The sequence below is a fragment of the Arthrobacter sp. H5 genome (assembly GCF_000520595.1).
Lineage (GTDB): Bacteria > Actinomycetota > Actinomycetes > Actinomycetales > Micrococcaceae > Arthrobacter_D.
In genome coordinates, this window is the sequence record NZ_KI914983.1 from 11,970 (window position 1) to 27,991 (window position 16,022).

Below are 16,022 nucleotides of genomic sequence, written 5' to 3' on the forward strand. Positions count from 1 at the left end.
TCCCGCAGCCGCAAGCGGCTTTGGTCGCCCACCGGGATGGAACGGCCCCCGCATTACTAGGCCTCCACGCAGCCTCAAGCGGCTTCGGTCGCCCACCGGGACGGAGCAGACTCAATCGATCGCAGAACACCGTCGGGCAACAACGGTCTGACGCCGGACACGAACCTGATCGGCACTCACAGCATCCGTACCGCCAGTGGAAGGACCCGCTGGCAGAGGCCCAACACCGCTGCTAACGTGCGGACCCGCTGGCAGAGGCCCAAGACCGCTGCTTAACGTGCGTAGACGCTGACGTGCCTGGTGCTGGCAGCGGTAAACGGAGCCCCGTCCCAACCGCCGGTGCGATCAACCAGACGCAAACCCGCGATTCTCGCCATGAGGTCCATTTCGCTTGGCCAGATCAGCCGGCAGGAAATCGGTCCAAGTCGGATACCCGCACTGGTCAGAGAGACATGGTTTTCATCCAGGATCTGCGTCACCGGGTCGTAGCGATTGACATCCAACCTGACTTCGTTGATAGTAAGCCGCTCGACGTTGACGAACTGGTTGCCACGGATCCATGCGGCCGGCACGCCTGCCTCAACAATGAACACGCCATCCTTTGCAAGATGCCGTGCCGCGTTTCGAAGCAGCGCACCTGATCCTCCTGGGTGAGGATGTTGTAGATGGTGTTGTAGACAAGGTAGACCAGCTGGTACGAGTCGCGGGGAGCGGGCGCACCAGCCATGTCGCCCACCACCACGTCCAGGTTGCCGCCGCCGCGTTTTTCGCGAAGCCGCGCCACCATATCCGGCGACAATTCGATCCCGTCTACGCGGATGCCGTACTCGGTGAGCTGGGAGCGCAATACGGCCGGTGCCGATGGCAAACTCCAGCGCGGAACCGCCACCCGCGTGCCCGGCGAGAAATGCCACCGTCTCCGCCTCGTCACCGCGGAGCTGATCGTCGTACCGTTGCGCCACTTCGGGTCCAAAGCTTGCCGCCGGGTCGAATCCGTCCATGGCTTGAGCCTAACGCCAACCTATTGGTGTATGTCAATCACTTAGCGTGATGCCAGCGGGAATTCCACACCCCGTCCAGCCCGTTAGGTCAGTATGAGAACTGTGATAGCAGGAGCCCACGGAAAAATTGCCCGCGAACTCACCCGTCAACTTGTTCACAAGGGCCATCAGGTGACAGGGATGATCCGCAATGCGGACCACATTAAGGACATCGAGCACGACGGCGGCACAGCCGTCGTCGTCGACCTTGAGTCCGGGACGGTTCAGGAGGTCGCCGAGGTCCTGAAGGGAGCTGACGCCGTCGTTTTCGCTGCCGGTGCAGGTCCGGGAAGCGGAATTGGACGTAAGGACACCGTTGACCGCGGTGCATCGGTTCTGCTTGCGGATGCGGCTGAATCGGCCGCCATTGACCGCTTTATCCAGGTGTCCTCGATGGGGGCCGACTCTGTCCGAAACGGAGCACGGCCTGATGGCCTGGATGACGTGTTTTACGCCTATCTTCAGGCAAAACTTGCCGCCGAGGAGGATTTGCAGAACCGCCGCAACCTCAGTTGGACCATCCTCCGTCCGGGTGGGCTGACCGATGACCAGGCAACCGGCCGCGTCAAACTCGCGCAGCACACCGGCCGAGGGTCGGTACCGCGCGCGGATGTGGCCGCAGTGATTGCCACCCTCCTGGAGGAGAAAGTCGGCGCTCAGAAGACGCTGGAGCTGATCTCCGGCGAGGAAGCGGTTGCTGACGCTGTGGCCGCCCTCCCCCGCTAACGAGATAGCGGTCGGCCCAAACAGCTGCGAACACCTGCGCGGACAGGCTGTCACAGTACGGAATACTGGATGCATGGACCACGATCACGCCCCGCGCAGAGTTGTCATCCTCGGATCCACCGGCTCGGTGGGCGTGCAGGCGCTGGATGTCGTCCGACGCAATCCGGAGAAGTTCACCATCGTTGCGCTCACCGCAGGCGGCGGCAACCTCGCACTGCTCGCTGAGCAGGCTGTGGCCGCCGGCGCCCGCGCCGTGGGGGCTGCTGCCGCCTCTGAACCCGAGCTTGGCAGGGCAATTGCAGCGGCCGCGCGTAGTGCCGGTGAGCCCGACTACCGGCCACAGATTGTTACCGGACCCGATGCATCGGCGCAGCTGGCCGCCTGGCCGGACGCCGACGTCGTACTCAATGCCATCACCGGGTCCATTGGCCTGGCACCCACGCTCGCCGCCCTCGAAGCGGGCCACCTGCTTGCACTCGCCAACAAGGAGTCTCTGATCGCGGGCGGGGAGCTGGTCCGCAAGGCAGCCGGGGACGGTCAGATTGTTCCCGTGGATTCAGAGCATTCCGCCATCGCCCAGGCTCTGAGGTCCGGTGCCCGCGAGGAGGTGGACCGGTTGGTCCTGACTGCGTCAGGGGGGCCGTTCCGCGGAAGGTCCCGAACGGAGATGGCAGGGGTTACGCCGCAGGAGGCGCTGGCCCACCCCACATGGGACATGGGAAAGATGATCACCACCAATTCCGCGACCATGGTTAACAAAGCGCTTGAAGTCATCGAAGCGCACCTTCTGTTCGACATCCCGCTTGATCGAATCGACGTGGTGGTCCACCCTCAGTCGGTGATTCATTCGATGGTTCAGTTCAACGACGGCTCGACCATTGCCCAGGCGTCGCCGCCAGACATGCGCCTGCCGATCGCACTTGGACTTGGCTGGCCGCACCGGGTGTCAGGAGCGGCAACGCCGTGTGACTGGACCAAAGCCGCGCAGTGGTCCTTCGAGCCGCTCGACGATGAGGCGTTTCCCGCAGTTGGCCTGGCCAAGCGCACCTCCGCCAGGGGAAGTACCTTCATGGCCGCGTACAACGCTGCCAATGAGGAGGCGGTTGAGGCCTTTCACAGCGGGCGGATAGGATTTACTGACATTGTGGACGTTGTCGCCGCCGTGGTGTCAGAGCATCAGGGCAGTCATGAAATGACACTCGACACAGTCTTGGACGCTGAGCGCCGGGCACGCCTCCACGCCCGGATTCGTTGTGGTTTGCAGGATTGACAGAAGCCGTTCCCAGAAGGAAAACCGTTGTCCATATTGCTATTTGTTCTCGGTGTGCTGTTTGTTGCGGTGGGTATTGCCGCATCCATCGCACTGCATGAGGTTGGCCACCTGCTGCCAGCCAAGCTCTTCAAGGTCCGTGTCACCCAGTACATGATCGGCTTTGGTCCCACAATCTTCTCGCGCCGCAAGGGCGAAACGGAATACGGACTGAAGGCGCTTCCACTGGGTGGCTACGTCTCGATGGTGGGGATGTTTCCTCCTGCAAAGGTCGACGACGCCGGCATTGGTGCGGGCGGAGCAGTGAGACAGTCCAGCACGGGAATGTTTCAGCAACTGACTGCCGACGCACGCCAGGCCGTGGCCGAACAGTTGCGGCCCGGAGACGAGAACCGCGTGTTCTACAAACTTCCCATCTGGAAGCGCATTGTCATCATGCTCGGTGGTCCATTGATGAACCTGCTCATCGGCGTCATCATGTTTGCCATCCTGATTATGGGGTTTGGGTCCGTGCAGGCAACCACCACGGTTTCCGAAGTGTACAAATGCGTTGTTCCGGCGGACCAGGCCGCCGAGACCGGCCAAACCGACTGTTCCGAAGGTGATCCCACGGCACCGGCCTTCTCCGCCGGGCTGCAGCCCGGGGACCGCGTGGTTAGCTTCGACGGCCAGGACGTCACCAGCTGGGATCAGATGTCCACGTGGATCCGGGAGGCCGCAGGTCGGGAAGTGGCAATCAGCTACGTCCGCGGGGGCGAAACCATTACCGAAACCATTACCCCGCTGTTGACCGAGCGGCCCGTGCCGGATCTGGACGGCCGGCCAAAGCTCAACGCCGATGGCACGCCGGTGATGGAATCTGTGGGCTTCATTGGTGTGGGCTCACAGCAGGAACTGGTGCCGCAGCCGGCAACCGAGGTGCTGCCGGCTGTTGGGGAAAACCTTGTCCGGGTGACAGGTGTGGTGTTGAACCTTCCGCAGCGCGTCGTTGAGGTGGGTCAGGCCGCGTTCTCTGACGCCCCCCGTGATCCCGACGGACCCATCAGTGTTGTGGGCGTGGGGCGCATCGCCGGTGAGGTGTCCGCCATGGAAGAAATTCCGTTGGAGTCGAGGATCGCCACTCTCGTGGGCTTGGTGGGGGGCGTTAATCTGGCATTGTTCGTATTCAACCTGATTCCGCTGCTGCCCTTGGACGGCGGCCATGTTGCCGGTGCGCTCTGGGAAGGCCTCCGCCGGGGGGTCGCCAAAATCTTCAAGCGACCCGATCCGGGACCCTTTGATATGGCAAAACTGCTTCCCCTGACCTACGCGGTTGCGATTCTGTTAATGGGAATGGGTGCGTTGCTGATCTACGCGGATATCGTGAAGCCGGTTGATCTGTTTGGATAGGTTGCATTTAGTTTATAACCCAATATAGGTTGAAACTTGATATTCAATCTTATAAGGTTGCAACATGTTCGTTCTTACCATCGACCAGCAGGCAAGCCAGCGCAACCCGGACCAGATACCCTCCCTCCTCGCACTTCTTCAGAACGTGCCCGCCGTCGTTCCGTTTGAACGATCGGTGGGGGATGAGGCCCAGGGAATTCTCGACTCAGCCGGCGCTGTGGTGGAAGCGGTCATGCGCTGCCTGCGCGACGGCAGCTGGTACGTGGGCATTGGAATTGGCACGGTGGAGACACCGCTCCCGCCCAGCCCGCGTGAAGGCCGGGGTGACGCATTCGTGGCCGCCCGCACCGCCGTCGAACGCGCAAAAAAAACCGGAGACCGGGCACCCGTTGCCGTAGAAGGACGTGCGGGTGCGGCTGAAGCCGAAGCGGTGCTGGCTCTGACCGGTCGCCACGTCATGGCACGCAGCACCGCGGAATGGCGCGTTCTGGACAGACTGCAGCCGGGGGAGTGGGGAACCCAGTCAGCAGTCGCACGTGAACTCGGAATCAGTCCGCAAGCGGTCAGTAAGGCGGTACACCGCGCGGCGTGGGTAGAGGAATGGGCGGCGCGGAAGGCTGCCGCAGTACTCTTGCAGATGGCAGATGGCAGATGAGGCACTGGAGACACGGGGGAACTGATGGAAGCACTATGGATTATCCTCACCCTGACTGCAGCCGCAGGTCTGGGCTGGCCGGTGACCACTACCGTGCTGAAACTTGCTCGCGGCGTTGACGCCCAGGAAGACCGCGGGGAGCGACAGTCCGCGCAGGAACCCGAGGGGGAGCAGCAGCCCGAACAAGAGCCACACGCGGAACCCGGACGGAAAGACATCGAATCGTCTGCGGAAACTCCGCCTGCCCGGCCGGACCGGGCAGGCGTACTCAGGGGAGGGCTCGTGATCGGCATTCTCGAGCGGCTTTCGGTTGCCGTGGCGATCCTCGCCAATGAACCCGTTGCCATCGCCTACGTGGTTGCCATCAAAGGACTCGGCCGCTACGCCGAGCTCAAGGAAACGCCCGCCGCAGCTGAACGGTTCATCATCGGCACGTTGACGTCCCTGTTGTGGGCCGCCGCCGTCGCTGCGCTGGCAGTCAAATATCTCCTATGATCACGTAGGGTGGATTCATGAGTGTTTTCGCAGTGGAGTACGTCTATGGCCCAGAATCCGCCGGTATACGGGACGAGCACCGTCCTGCTCACAGAGAATGGCTCAGCGGCCTGGTGGAGCAGGGCAGTGTACTGGCCTCCGGTCCGTTTGCGGACAACGCGGGTGCGCTGCTGATTTTCACCGCCGAGGACGAAACAGGGCTGCATGACCTCCTCAAACAAGATCCTTTCGCGACTGCGGGCACCATCTCCGCGGTGAAGGCCACCGAATGGAAACCAATGATGGGACTTTTGTCACAGCATGCATGAGATCCGCCCGTCGAGCGGATAATTGAGTATCCATGACCCACCTCTGGAGGACAGTGTGACTTCGGTCAACCTCGGAATGCCTGCCGCACCACCACCCACATTGGCGCCCCGCCGCAAAACCCGGCAGATCAAGGTCGGGTCTGTGGGCGTGGGATCGGACTCGCCCGTCAGCGTCCAATCGATGACAACCACCCCCACCACCGACATCAACGCGACCCTCCAGCAGATAGCCGAGCTGACGGCCACGGGCTGCGACATTGTCAGGGTGGCCTGTCCCTCCGCCGATGACGCGGAGGCCTTGCCAATCATCGCCCGGAAGTCGCAGATCCCAGTGATCGCCGATATTCACTTCCAGCCCAAATACGTGTATGCCGCCATCGACGCGGGCTGTGCCGCCGTGCGGGTAAATCCGGGAAACATCCGGAAATTCGATGACCAGGTCAAGCAGATCGCTGCGGCTGCCAAGGATGCCGGCACTTCGATCCGGATCGGCGTCAACGCCGGCTCCCTCGATCCGCGGCTGATGGAAAAATACGGCAAAGCCACGCCGGAAGCACTGGTTGAGTCGGCCGTCTGGGAAGCATCGCTCTTCGAGGAGCACGACTTCCACGACTTCAAGATCTCGGTCAAGCACAACGACCCGGTAATCATGGTCCGCGCCTACGAGCTTCTTGCGGAGCGTGGAGACTGGCCCCTGCATCTCGGTGTCACCGAGGCGGGCCCTGCCTTCCAGGGGACCATCAAGTCGGCAACCGCCTTCGGGGCGCTGCTGGCCAGGGGCATCGGCGACACCATCAGGGTTTCCCTCTCCGCGCCGCCGGTGGAGGAAATCAAGGTGGGCAACCAGATTCTGCAATCGCTCAATCTCCGCCCACGCAAGCTTGAAATCGTGTCCTGCCCTTCCTGCGGACGGGCGCAGGTGGACGTGTACACACTTGCCGATCAGGTCACGGCCGGTCTCGAAGGCATGGAGGTGCCATTGCGCGTGGCCGTTATGGGCTGCGTAGTCAACGGTCCGGGCGAAGCCCGGGAAGCCGACCTTGGTGTGGCTTCAGGCAACGGCAAGGGGCAGATATTTGTGAGGGGAGAAGTCATAAAGACTGTCCCTGAGGACCAGATTGTTGAGACACTCATTGAGGAAGCAATGCGAATAGCCGAAGAGATGGGCGAAGCAGATGACGAAGCTGCGGGCACTGGTGGCCCCATGGTTACCGTCAGCTAGAACCGAAGATCTTACCGGCGACGACAGCCGGCACGGGGACCCTGGGAAAGCGATCCCAAATGCCGGGGATGTCCCTCATACCGGGAACGGCCATAACAGCGTCCTGGAACCCGGGCTCCAAGAGCCCGAGTTCCGCACCCTCGGACGCAAAGATACGGGTGCACTGTGGGATCTGGTCAGTGCTGACAGCGTAGCGAACGTGTTCATGGCCTCCCACCTGGAGGTGACAGGAACGGCCGCGCCCTCGCCGTCCGGCGGTGAAGTCATTGGCTCCTTTCGGGATGGCGCCTTGATATCGGCCTGTTGGGCCGGTGTGAACCTGGTGCCCATCGGGATTGCGGGTGGCGATGGCGCTGCACTTGGCAGTCTGCTCGGTAGATCAGGACGCAAATTCTCATCTATTTTTGGTCCGGCGGACGGCGTCATGTCCATTTGGTCAACGCTCCAACCGTACAGCGCCAAGCCCTTCGATGTCCGGCCGGAACAGCCGCTCCTAAAGATTCAATCGACGCCGAATGTTGAACCCGCGGCCGGCCTGCGGTTCACCCGCCCACATGAACTGGATCTGATTCTCCCGGCATGCGCAGCCATGTTTGAGGAGGAGGTGGGATACTCACCCTATGTTGGGGGAGAGCAGCACTACCGCAGGAGGGTTGCCACCCTTGTGCGAAAAAAGCATTCCCTGGTCGATTTTGACGACAAGGGTCAAGTCATCTTCAAAGCGGAACTGGGCACGGTGTCCGCCGATGCTGTACAAATCCAGGGCGTCTGGATGAATCCCGTGTACCGCGGCAGGGGGTTGAGCGCTGGCTATATGGCCGCCGTCGTTATCGCAGCCCTGGACCTTGCACCGGTGGCAAGCTTGTACGTCAACTCGTTCAATACCCGTGCGATGTCCGCCTACGGGACCGTTGGTTTTACGGAATCGGGAAACTTCGCGACGGTCTTATTTTAGGCTGTTGGACCGAAAGGAGCTGCACCATGAGGACTCAGCATTTGTTGGCCGCCGTTTGCGTAGCGCTGGTCCTCACCGGCTGCACGGGAGGTCCGGAGGAGGACCCTGATCCGGACGTGGCTAAATCGTCAGCGCCGGCGCCGGCCACCACCCCCGAACCGTCGGAGGAGCCTGCAGCGGACAGCGGGATCGATGCGGAGTACGCACCCGATCAATTGGAAGCGGCCCTCACAGCCGTCAACGAGGCTGAGGCTTTGGAGGGCGTGATCGCCACCGACGCTCAACTTCGTCCAATCCTTGAAGCAGCCGGCGATAACCCGCTGAGCGGTATTGTCATTACCCCCGAGGAATGCAATGTGCTCAGAGATGCCAACTTCAGCAATCAGGTGGACAGCGCCAACCTGGCCGTCATGTCTTTTGCGGGCGGATCCTCGCTGCAGCCTGATTCATTGAGTCTCGCCAGCCAGGCGGAGTCAGAGAGCGTGCAGGCCCAGCTGGAGGCAAGCAGGGATCAGCTGGCGGAGTGCGGCGAGTACCAACTGGAAAACTCGGGTGAAGTGATCACCGCCGAAGTCACGGAGGTGGAGGCCGCAACCGACGCTGAGGACACTTTTGCCATCCGAACCGTGGTCCTTGCCACCGACACCACACAGGAGTCCCTGTCCGTTACCGGAATCTTAGGCGCCACCACGATCAACGTCATTGTCGGTAGCTCGGGGGACCCTGAGGCGGACCTTGACCGTGCAGTTGGCCTGGTGAACGCGGCTATCGCCGAGCTGCAGGGGGCCTAAGACGCCGCCGCCACGAAGCTGTGTCACGCGACTCTGCGTGGAACAGTTAGATTGGTAGGTGTTATTTGCTGCGCATAGCAGTCAGTGCTGAAGAAACGGATTCCAAGCGTGGTCCTTCGACTTTCCACCCTCTTCCTGCGCACCCTGCGCGAGGACCCCTCCGATGCCGAAGTGGCAAGCCACAGGCTGCTGCTCAGGGCCGGCTATATCCGGCGCGCCGCCCCGGGAATCTACAGCTGGCTGCCTCTGGGCCTGAAGGTGCTCGCAAAAGTGGAGAAGATCATCCGCGAGGAGATGGAAGCCATCGGCTCCCAGGAGGTGCACTTTCCTGCGCTGCTGCCCAAGGAGCCCTATGAGGCGACCAACCGCTGGGCCGAGTACGGAGACGGCATCTTCCGCCTGAAGGACCGCAAGGACGCAGATTATCTGCTGGCGCCAACGCACGAGGAGATGTTCACCCTACTGGTCAAGGATCTGTACAACTCGTACAAGGACCTGCCGCTCAGCCTCTTTCAGATCCAGACCAAATACCGCGACGAAGCGCGCCCCCGCGCCGGGCTGCTCCGCGGACGGGAATTCATCATGAAGGACTCCTACTCCTTCGACATCGACGATGAAGGGCTGGAGCGCAGCTACCAGCTCCATCGTGAGGCGTATGTGCGCATCTTTGCCCGCCTGGGCCTGGAGGTTGTACCGGTTGCGGCGACTGCGGGTGCCATGGGCGGTTCAAAGAGCGAGGAATTCCTGCACCCAACGGACATCGGGGAGGACACCTTTGTCCAGTCCGACGGCGGTTACACCGCCAACGTGGAAGCGGTCACCACGGTGGTGCCTCCCGCCATCGATTTCGACGGCGCACCCGCTGCCGAGATCATGGACACCCCCGATACTCCCACCATCGAGACACTCGTCAACCATGCCAACTCTGCGGTGGCGCGCGCCGACCGCGGGTGGACGGCCGCCGACACCCTGAAGAATGTGGTGCTGGCAGCAGTCTTGCCCACGGGAGGCCGAGAGCTGGTTGTTGTTGGGCTGCCCGGTGACCGCAGCGTCGACCTCAAACGGATCGAAGCCAACATTGGCACGCACCTGTCTGTGGGCGGCGAGGTGACCGTTGAATCCGCCACCGATGAGGACCTGAAGAAGCACCCGGACCTGATCAAGGGGTACATTGGCCCCGGTCTAAGCCTCGACGCGGCTGTGCTCGGCGCGAAGGGCTCCACTGGTATTACCTACCTGGTGGATCCACGCATTGTCTCAGGCACCACGTGGGTCACCGGAGCCAACGTCAAAGGCAAACACGTCTTTGGCCTGGTTGCCTGCCGCGACTTCTGCTGGGACGGCGTCATCGAAGCAGTGGAAGTGCGCGCAGGTGATGAAGCCCCGGATGGATCCGGTCCGCTCAGGTCCGCCCGCGGCATTGAGATGGGCCATATCTTCCAGCTCGGACGCAAGTACGCCGAGGCTCTGCACCTGAAGGTGCTGGATCACAACGGAAAGCTCACAACTGTCACTATGGGCTCCTACGGTGTTGGCGTGACCCGCGCAGTGGCTGCCCTGGCTGAGTCCAACCGGGACGGAAAGGGAATCATCTGGCCCCGCAACGTTGCGCCCGCGGATATTCATCTGGTCGCCACAGGCAAGGGAGAGGAAATTTTCGCCGCAGCCGAGCAACTGGCCAAGGAGCTTGAGGCGGCGGGCCTGGAGGTCATGTATGACGACAGGCTCAAGGTGTCCCCGGGGGTGAAGTTCGGCGACGCCGAGCTCATCGGTATTCCCACGATTGTTGTGGTGGGCAGGGGGCTTGCGGAGGGGCTGCTGGAGGTAAAGGACCGCCGAAGTGGCGCCACGGAGAACATTGCCTTGGCCGACGCCGTAGAGCGTTTGCGCGCCCTCGTTTCCATCTAGCTCCGCAGAGTGGTTTCCCGTCCTCCGGGGTTGTAAACGGCATGTGCTACGGCCGAAGGAGATCCGAAACCGACGGCAGATTGGGAAGCGTCCTGCGCAGCAGACTGCTGGCCACCCACAGGGACCGGTGGGCATCCTCCGGCATGCCGTCCCTCACGTACCACAGTGCGTTGGCGACCTCGCGGACCACTGACCAGTCGCGCGCCAGCATGGCATCAAGACCGGCGGCGAATGCCAGATCCGAACACCTCTCCCGCAGGTGGCCTGACGGATCACCCGGAGACAGATCGTGAATTCGGTTCCACAGCATGGGCGCCAGTGCGAACTCCGCATCGCCGACGACCGGCTTGGGGTCGATCGCCGTAAACGTGCGGTGCCCGTCCAGGCGGGGCAGGATGTTCAGGTAGTGCAGGTCGGAGTGAACGAGGACGTCGCGGTTGCTGCGTCGCCCCACGGCGCCGTGAACCTGACAGACCTCCAAGGCGTATTCGAGCAGCCACCTGTCGAATGGCCGTCCGAGTGACTCCCAGTCCGCGGGCATGGTGTCGGTCCACTGCTCCGCCTGTTCGGCGACTGACGGAATGTCTTTCCACAGCGGTCCTGCACCGGGCGGGATGGAGAGCTGCCGCATGAGGGACCCCCAGATTCCTGCCGTTTCCTCCAGTGGAACATCGAAGAGGGATGCATCGCCGTCGAGCCGTTCCAGGAGCAGCACGTACTGGTCTTTCGAACTCTCCAGCAAGGCCACGGCGCCCTGTCCGTCCCATAGCGTGAGGGCATCGGGCTCCGGAAGGGCCTCGTCATGGGGGATGGTGATCTTCAGAACCGCGGGCACCCCGTCGCTGCAAACCACTGGCAGGACCACTGCGCAGGCGCCCGTCCAGGGTTTTGCGCCGGAGGGGAGGTCCAATACCAGCTCCCATCGGAGCAGGTGTTGCCGTGCGGTTTCCTGCCAGGAGTGCTTCCAGGCGGGGCCAGCCTGCAGGTTAAAGGCGTTTCTGACCAGGGAATCGGGCAGTTCTATGTCGCCGGGGTCCACGGGGCAAGCTTATCGCGTGGACGGTGACGGACCGCAGGACCATGCCGCGGGCAGCCTATCCGGCGTTGGCTGGTGATTGCGGGTCGGCTTCCATGCCCGGGAACGGGCCGAGGCCTGCGGGGGGATCCGCTGCCCTGAGCCCATCATCGGCGCGTTGTGCCGCTTCGACGAGCTGATCGACAGCCCAGCGACGTGCCGGTCCTTCGGTGAGGCCAACGAGGTCCGCATAAGTTGCCACAAGTTCCTGCTCCATGCTGCGGAGGAAACCCTCCGGATCATCGACAAAGTCAGGATGAAGGGCAAACGCCGCCGCCGGATCCGGCGCGGCGATGCAGCCGGCCATCAGCACGGCACCCCCGGAAAGCGCTGCCGCCGCGTGCTGTCCGGACAAGGTGAGAAAGGGCGCGGGATCTTCGGCGCGGGCTGCCTCAACCTCATAGGCGTAGGCTGCACGGTGCTCGGCGAAAACCGCTGCCCGGGTATCGCTGAGGCCGGATTCCGGGAGGGGTGTTTGCCCCGAGTCACAGTTCGGGCCCGCCACCGGCGGCTTCCCGTCGTCGTTCCCGTCAGTCGTGCCGGTGCGTGGTGGAGCCGGCAGATCGAGTTCCAGCAGCCCGGCAATTTCCCGCGCCTGCAGCCATTGGCCGGTGCCCACTGAAGCCAGGAGCCGGGCCGTGCCTGCTTCGGCTTCCCCTGCCGCGGTGAGGTTTGCGTTGTAAGAGTCTGTAAGTCCGGCGAGAAATTCGTCCTCCGACGCCGGTGCAGTTGGGGCGGTGGCCGCGGAGGTGGTTGCGGATGCGGAGGCACCCGGTTCGGGTGGTGGCGGTGACGACGGCGGGCGCAGCGCCTCAGCCTGAAGAGCCAGCGCCTCGGCAGCCACCTGATAGCCATCGCCGCGTCCGTCCCCCGCCAGTACCGCGGCTGTTTTTGACAGGCCGACGGCGCTTTGGTGTGCACTCTCCAGGGCTGCTTCGCTGAACGTCGGAGCAGGAGGGTCATTCGAATTTCCACCGATAACCAGGCCGAGACCCGCCACCAGGGCCAGAATCAGCAGGAGCAGGGCCCCACGAAGGATCCAGTGCACCAACCGGAACGATGTGTTGGGGCGCTGGGTCCGCAGGCCGGAGGATTCCTTCACAACGCTTCATCATGCCACGGCTCCCACCGCGAGGGATCCCAATACGCCGACGTGACGTAAAGTCGTTAGGCTAGTAACTACAACATCATCGAGGAGGAGGCGGCAATGGCGGTTCGACCCGGCAATCAGACCCCGGCTGCTGTGCATCATCCAGTCAGGCAGACACCCGGCATTGACGCTGCGGCGGAATCCGCACGGTTGCGGCAATTACTGTTGCCTGCCGTGGAGGGGCACGGCTTATTCCTTGAAGATGTTGAAATCAGGATCGCTGGTGCCCACCGGACAGTGAACGTCATTGTGGACCTGACTGAAGATCACCAGGGAAGCGTTAGCCTGGACGTCATCTCCGAGGTTTCACTGGACATATCCCAGCTCATGGACACCGACCCGCACGACGACGGGCGGCCGTACAGCCTTGAAGTATCCTCGCCGGGGGTCTCCCGCCCGCTGCTGGAGCCACGCCATTGGAAGCGCAATACCGGAAGACTGGTTGCGGTGAAGCTGGTCGACGGCGGGGAGTTGGAGGGCAGGCTGCTCGGAGTGGATGATTCCGGCATAACGCTGCGTCCCCTGATCCCGGTCAAGAAGGGCATGAAGCCAAAGCACGGCGAGGAGCGCCATCTCGCGTTTGACGCAATCCGAAAAGGCACCGTACAGGTCGAATTCGCGCACCTGGACGACGTTGATGCCTCCCCCGAACACCTGCCTGCTGAGGAGGCCTGAATGGATATTGATATGAGTGCTCTGCGGCTATTGGAGCGTGAGCGGGAAATTCCGCTGGAGCTGCTGATTCCCACCATCGAACAGGCGCTGTTGGTTGCCTATCATAAGACCGCTGGCGCGCAGGAAACTGCACGCGCGCAGCTGGACCGCAAGAGCGGTCACGTCACCATCTGGGCAACGGAAGCCGACGACGACGGCGTGGCAGTCGGTGAATACGACGACACCCCCACAGGGTTCGGGCGGATTGCAGCGAGCACAGCCCGTCAGATCATCCTGCAGCGGCTCAGGGATGCGGAAGATGACAACATCCTTGGTGAATTCCGCGGCAAGGAGGGGGAGCTGGTGGCCGGTTTGATCCAGCAGGGAAACAACCCCCATATGATCCAGGTCAATCTGGGATCGGTGGAAGCTCTGCTCCCGCCGCCGGAACAGGTGCCAGGGGAGCGCTACCTCCACGGAACCAGGCTTCGCGCGTTTGTGGTGGACGTGCATCGCGGCTTGAAGGGGCCGTCGATCACGCTTTCACGTTCCCACCCGGGCCTGGTCCGTAAACTGTTTGAACTTGAAGTGCCGGAGATTGCGGACCGGTCCGTTGAGATCGTGGCTCTTGCCCGTGAGGCCGGCCACCGGACCAAGATTGCGGTCAAGGCACACGTTCCCGGCGTGAACGCCAAGGGTGCCTGTATCGGCGAGATGGGATCCCGGGTCCGGGCAGTCATGAGCGAACTCAATGACGAAAAGATCGACATTGTGGATTTCAGCGAGGATCCCGCAACGTTCATCGCAAGTTCGCTGTCGCCGTCGCGCGTGTCATCTGTCACCATCACGGACGAGAGCACCCGTTCCGCCCGCGTGGTGGTACCGGATTACCAGCTCTCGCTGGCGATCGGCAAGGAAGGCCAGAACGCGAGGCTTGCAGCCAAGCTCACTGGTTGGCGAATCGACATCGTGTCCGATGCGGCGCAGGGCTGACACCGCCGAAAAGGCTGGTGCGCCTTCCCGGCGGAAAGGCGCTAGAATAGATAGGGCTTATGTCATTGCGTCCATATCCGGTTCGAACCTGTATCGGGTGCCGCGTCCGCGATGACCGGGCCGTACTGCAGCGGGTGGTGGGAGTTGAGGATGACGGTATCACCGTCGTCGTACTTGATGAACACTGCCGGCTAGCCGGCCGGGGTGCCTGGTTGCACCCGGAGCCGTCCTGTGTGGAGCTGGCGCTTAAGCGCAAAGCATTCAACCGTGCCTTCCGGGGTGCGGTTGTTGTGCGGAACGTTGAAGCCTGGCAAAACACACTCAAGGAGACTTCAGCAACTGAAGCCACCTAGACAAACCGTCCTCCCTGAAAGCGGGTCAGAAAACTGATGGAAACCCGATGAGTACCCAGCGATGAGTGCCCAACGATGACATATCTGTTGAGCTCTGCAATCGGCTTTTCAGCTGCCATGGCAGTTGGGGTCTGCAGTAGGAATTAGACGGTTCGTGCCTGACTCGGTGCGGACCGAGACAGGAGAAATGTGGCTAAGGTCCGCGTACACGAGCTCGCGAAAGAGCTCGGAATTACCTCTAAGGATGCAGTAGCAAAACTGCAGGAACTGGGCGAGTTTGTCCGTTCCGCCTCTTCAACCATTGAAGCGCCCGTCGTGAAGAAACTCCGCGGCGCCTTCCCCGACGCAGGGGCGGAAAAGCCCGCTGCATCAAAGTCGACACCCCCGCAGGCTGAGGCCAAATCAACGCCTCAGCCGTCGGCTCCATCACCGCAGCCCGCAGCGCCAGCCCCACCCGCAGCGCCAGCTGCACCCGCCGCTGCTGCACCGGCTGCTCCCGCCGAGGCGACAGCACCCGCACCGGAAGCTCCGGCGCAGCCTGCGGCTGCACCCGCCACCTCGCAGGAAGGCAACGGTGCCGCGAAGCCCGGCGCCCGCCCCGCGCCAAGGCCGGCAGCAGCACAGGCCCCGGCACCACGAGCGGGAACGGGACGCCCAGGCGCTCCGCGCCCCGGCAACAACCCGTTTGCCACCTCGCAGGGCATGCCCCGGTCAGGTCGCGGCGACGGTGACCGTTCCGGCGGCCCGCGTCCCGGCAACAACCCGTTTGCCCCATCCCAGGGCATGCCGCGCGCCGGCGGACGGCGCGATGACGAGCGTGGTCACCGCTCTGGCGCGGGCACCGCAGCGGGCGGAGCCGCAGGCGCAGGTGGGCCACGTCCCGCTGCCGGAGCCGGTGGACCGCGTCCTGGCGCACCACGTCCGGCTTCAGCTGCGCGCCCGGGTGCACCACGCACCGGCGGACCAGGTGGAGCCGGTGGATCGCGTCCTACCCCCGGCATGATGCCTAACCGCACCGAACGACCTGCTGCTCCCGGA

General features: G+C 62.9%; 17 protein-coding genes. 14 read left to right on the forward strand and 3 right to left on the reverse strand.

Annotation, left to right across the window (positions count from 1 at the left end):
* Positions 1-272: 272 nt before the first annotated feature.
* Complete coding sequence (locus tag Y708_RS30335) at positions 273-593, reverse strand: hypothetical protein (RefSeq protein ID WP_216699732.1); 321 nt, start codon at positions 591-593, stop codon at positions 273-275.
* Between the two features lie 501 nt (positions 594-1,094).
* On the opposite strand from Y708_RS30335, the gene Y708_RS0105375 reads away from it, so the two are divergent.
* The 10 genes from Y708_RS0105375 (at position 1,095) to Y708_RS0105420 (ending at position 10,759) form a co-directional block, all read left to right on the forward strand.
* The gene (locus Y708_RS0105375; RefSeq protein WP_028279133.1) at positions 1,095-1,766 is read left to right on the forward strand and encodes an SDR family oxidoreductase; all 672 of its coding nucleotides are present in this window, start codon (positions 1,095-1,097) and stop codon (positions 1,764-1,766) included.
* A 73-nt stretch (positions 1,767-1,839) separates the two neighbouring features.
* Positions 1,840-3,036: a 1-deoxy-D-xylulose-5-phosphate reductoisomerase gene (gene dxr, locus Y708_RS0105380; protein WP_028279134.1), complete on the forward strand. Its 1,197-nt coding sequence runs from the start codon at positions 1,840-1,842 to the stop codon at positions 3,034-3,036.
* A 27-nt stretch (positions 3,037-3,063) separates the two neighbouring features.
* Positions 3,064-4,425, forward strand: a complete 1,362-nt coding sequence (locus Y708_RS0105385) for a M50 family metallopeptidase (protein WP_028279135.1) — start codon at positions 3,064-3,066, stop codon at positions 4,423-4,425.
* A gap of 64 nt (positions 4,426-4,489) precedes the next feature.
* Positions 4,490-5,080 (forward strand): MarR family transcriptional regulator, encoded by a 591-nt coding sequence (locus Y708_RS0105390; protein ID WP_028279136.1) that lies wholly within the window; start codon positions 4,490-4,492, stop codon positions 5,078-5,080.
* Between the two features lie 24 nt (positions 5,081-5,104).
* Positions 5,105-5,575, forward strand: a complete 471-nt coding sequence (locus tag Y708_RS0105395; protein WP_028279137.1) for a hypothetical protein — start codon at positions 5,105-5,107, stop codon at positions 5,573-5,575.
* Positions 5,576-5,592: 17 nt separating this feature from the next.
* A complete protein-coding gene (locus Y708_RS0105400; RefSeq protein WP_028279138.1) occupies positions 5,593-5,883 on the forward strand; it encodes a YciI family protein in 291 nt (96 codons plus the stop codon).
* A 55-nt stretch (positions 5,884-5,938) separates the two neighbouring features.
* On the forward strand, positions 5,939-7,105 hold the full coding sequence (gene ispG / locus Y708_RS0105405; protein ID WP_028279139.1) for a flavodoxin-dependent (E)-4-hydroxy-3-methylbut-2-enyl-diphosphate synthase: 1,167 nt from the start codon (positions 5,939-5,941) through the stop codon (positions 7,103-7,105).
* Positions 7,059-8,060: a GNAT family N-acetyltransferase gene (locus Y708_RS0105410; RefSeq protein ID WP_253905695.1), complete on the forward strand. Its 1,002-nt coding sequence runs from the start codon at positions 7,059-7,061 to the stop codon at positions 8,058-8,060. Before ispG ends, Y708_RS0105410 begins: the two co-directional genes overlap by 47 nt.
* A gap of 26 nt (positions 8,061-8,086) precedes the next feature.
* On the forward strand, positions 8,087-8,851 hold the full coding sequence (locus Y708_RS0105415; protein ID WP_028279141.1) for a hypothetical protein: 765 nt from the start codon (positions 8,087-8,089) through the stop codon (positions 8,849-8,851).
* Positions 8,852-8,959: 108 nt separating this feature from the next.
* Positions 8,960-10,759 (forward strand): proline--tRNA ligase, encoded by a 1,800-nt coding sequence (locus tag Y708_RS0105420; protein ID WP_028279142.1) that lies wholly within the window; start codon positions 8,960-8,962, stop codon positions 10,757-10,759.
* 46 nt (positions 10,760-10,805) lie between these two features.
* On the opposite strand, the gene Y708_RS0105425 is transcribed toward Y708_RS0105420, so the two are convergent.
* Together Y708_RS0105425 and Y708_RS23060 are read right to left on the reverse strand one after the other, a co-directional pair.
* Positions 10,806-11,798, reverse strand: coding sequence for an aminoglycoside phosphotransferase family protein (locus tag Y708_RS0105425; protein WP_028279143.1), 993 nt, complete (start codon positions 11,796-11,798; stop codon positions 10,806-10,808).
* 55 nt (positions 11,799-11,853) lie between these two features.
* Positions 11,854-12,936: a DUF4439 domain-containing protein gene (locus tag Y708_RS23060; protein ID WP_035775397.1), complete on the reverse strand. Its 1,083-nt coding sequence runs from the start codon at positions 12,934-12,936 to the stop codon at positions 11,854-11,856.
* A 105-nt stretch (positions 12,937-13,041) separates the two neighbouring features.
* Here Y708_RS23060 and rimP point away from each other — a divergent pair, with 105 nt between their 5' ends.
* From rimP to Y708_RS28995, 4 genes are all read left to right on the forward strand, one after another.
* Positions 13,042-13,659 carry a ribosome maturation factor RimP gene (gene rimP, locus Y708_RS0105435; RefSeq protein ID WP_081746493.1) on the forward strand — a complete coding sequence of 206 codons (618 nt, stop codon included), beginning with the start codon at positions 13,042-13,044 and terminating at the stop codon, positions 13,657-13,659.
* Entirely contained in the window at positions 13,660-14,631 is a 972-nt protein-coding gene (nusA, locus tag Y708_RS0105440) for a transcription termination factor NusA (RefSeq protein WP_028279145.1), read from the forward strand.
* A gap of 59 nt (positions 14,632-14,690) precedes the next feature.
* Positions 14,691-14,984, forward strand: coding sequence for a YlxR family protein (locus Y708_RS23065; protein ID WP_051478642.1), 294 nt, complete (start codon positions 14,691-14,693; stop codon positions 14,982-14,984).
* A 189-nt stretch (positions 14,985-15,173) separates the two neighbouring features.
* Positions 15,174-16,022 (forward strand): translation initiation factor IF-2 N-terminal domain-containing protein (locus Y708_RS28995; protein ID WP_035775398.1); only part of this gene is annotated, 849 nt, incomplete at its 3' end.

What these genes read in the sequence shown, in the direction of transcription:
- Y708_RS0105375 (WP_028279133.1), top strand. Translation starts at nt 1,095, where the DNA reads ATGAGAACTGTGATAGCAGGAGCCCACGGAAAAATTGCCCGCGAACTC.
- dxr (WP_028279134.1), top strand. Translation starts at nt 1,840, where the DNA reads ATGGACCACGATCACGCCCCGCGCAGAGTTGTCATCCTCGGATCCACC.
- Y708_RS0105390 (WP_028279136.1), top strand. Translation starts at nt 4,490, where the DNA reads ATGTTCGTTCTTACCATCGACCAGCAGGCAAGCCAGCGCAACCCGGAC.
- Y708_RS0105395 (WP_028279137.1), top strand. Translation starts at nt 5,105, where the DNA reads ATGGAAGCACTATGGATTATCCTCACCCTGACTGCAGCCGCAGGTCTG.
- Y708_RS0105400 (WP_028279138.1), top strand. Translation starts at nt 5,593, where the DNA reads ATGAGTGTTTTCGCAGTGGAGTACGTCTATGGCCCAGAATCCGCCGGT.
- Y708_RS0105410 (WP_253905695.1), top strand. Translation starts at nt 7,059, where the DNA reads ATGACGAAGCTGCGGGCACTGGTGGCCCCATGGTTACCGTCAGCTAGA.
- Y708_RS0105415 (WP_028279141.1), top strand. Translation starts at nt 8,087, where the DNA reads ATGAGGACTCAGCATTTGTTGGCCGCCGTTTGCGTAGCGCTGGTCCTC.
- rimP (WP_081746493.1), top strand. Translation starts at nt 13,042, where the DNA reads ATGGCGGTTCGACCCGGCAATCAGACCCCGGCTGCTGTGCATCATCCA.
- nusA (WP_028279145.1), top strand. Translation starts at nt 13,660, where the DNA reads ATGGATATTGATATGAGTGCTCTGCGGCTATTGGAGCGTGAGCGGGAA.
- Y708_RS23065 (WP_051478642.1), top strand. Translation starts at nt 14,691, where the DNA reads ATGTCATTGCGTCCATATCCGGTTCGAACCTGTATCGGGTGCCGCGTC.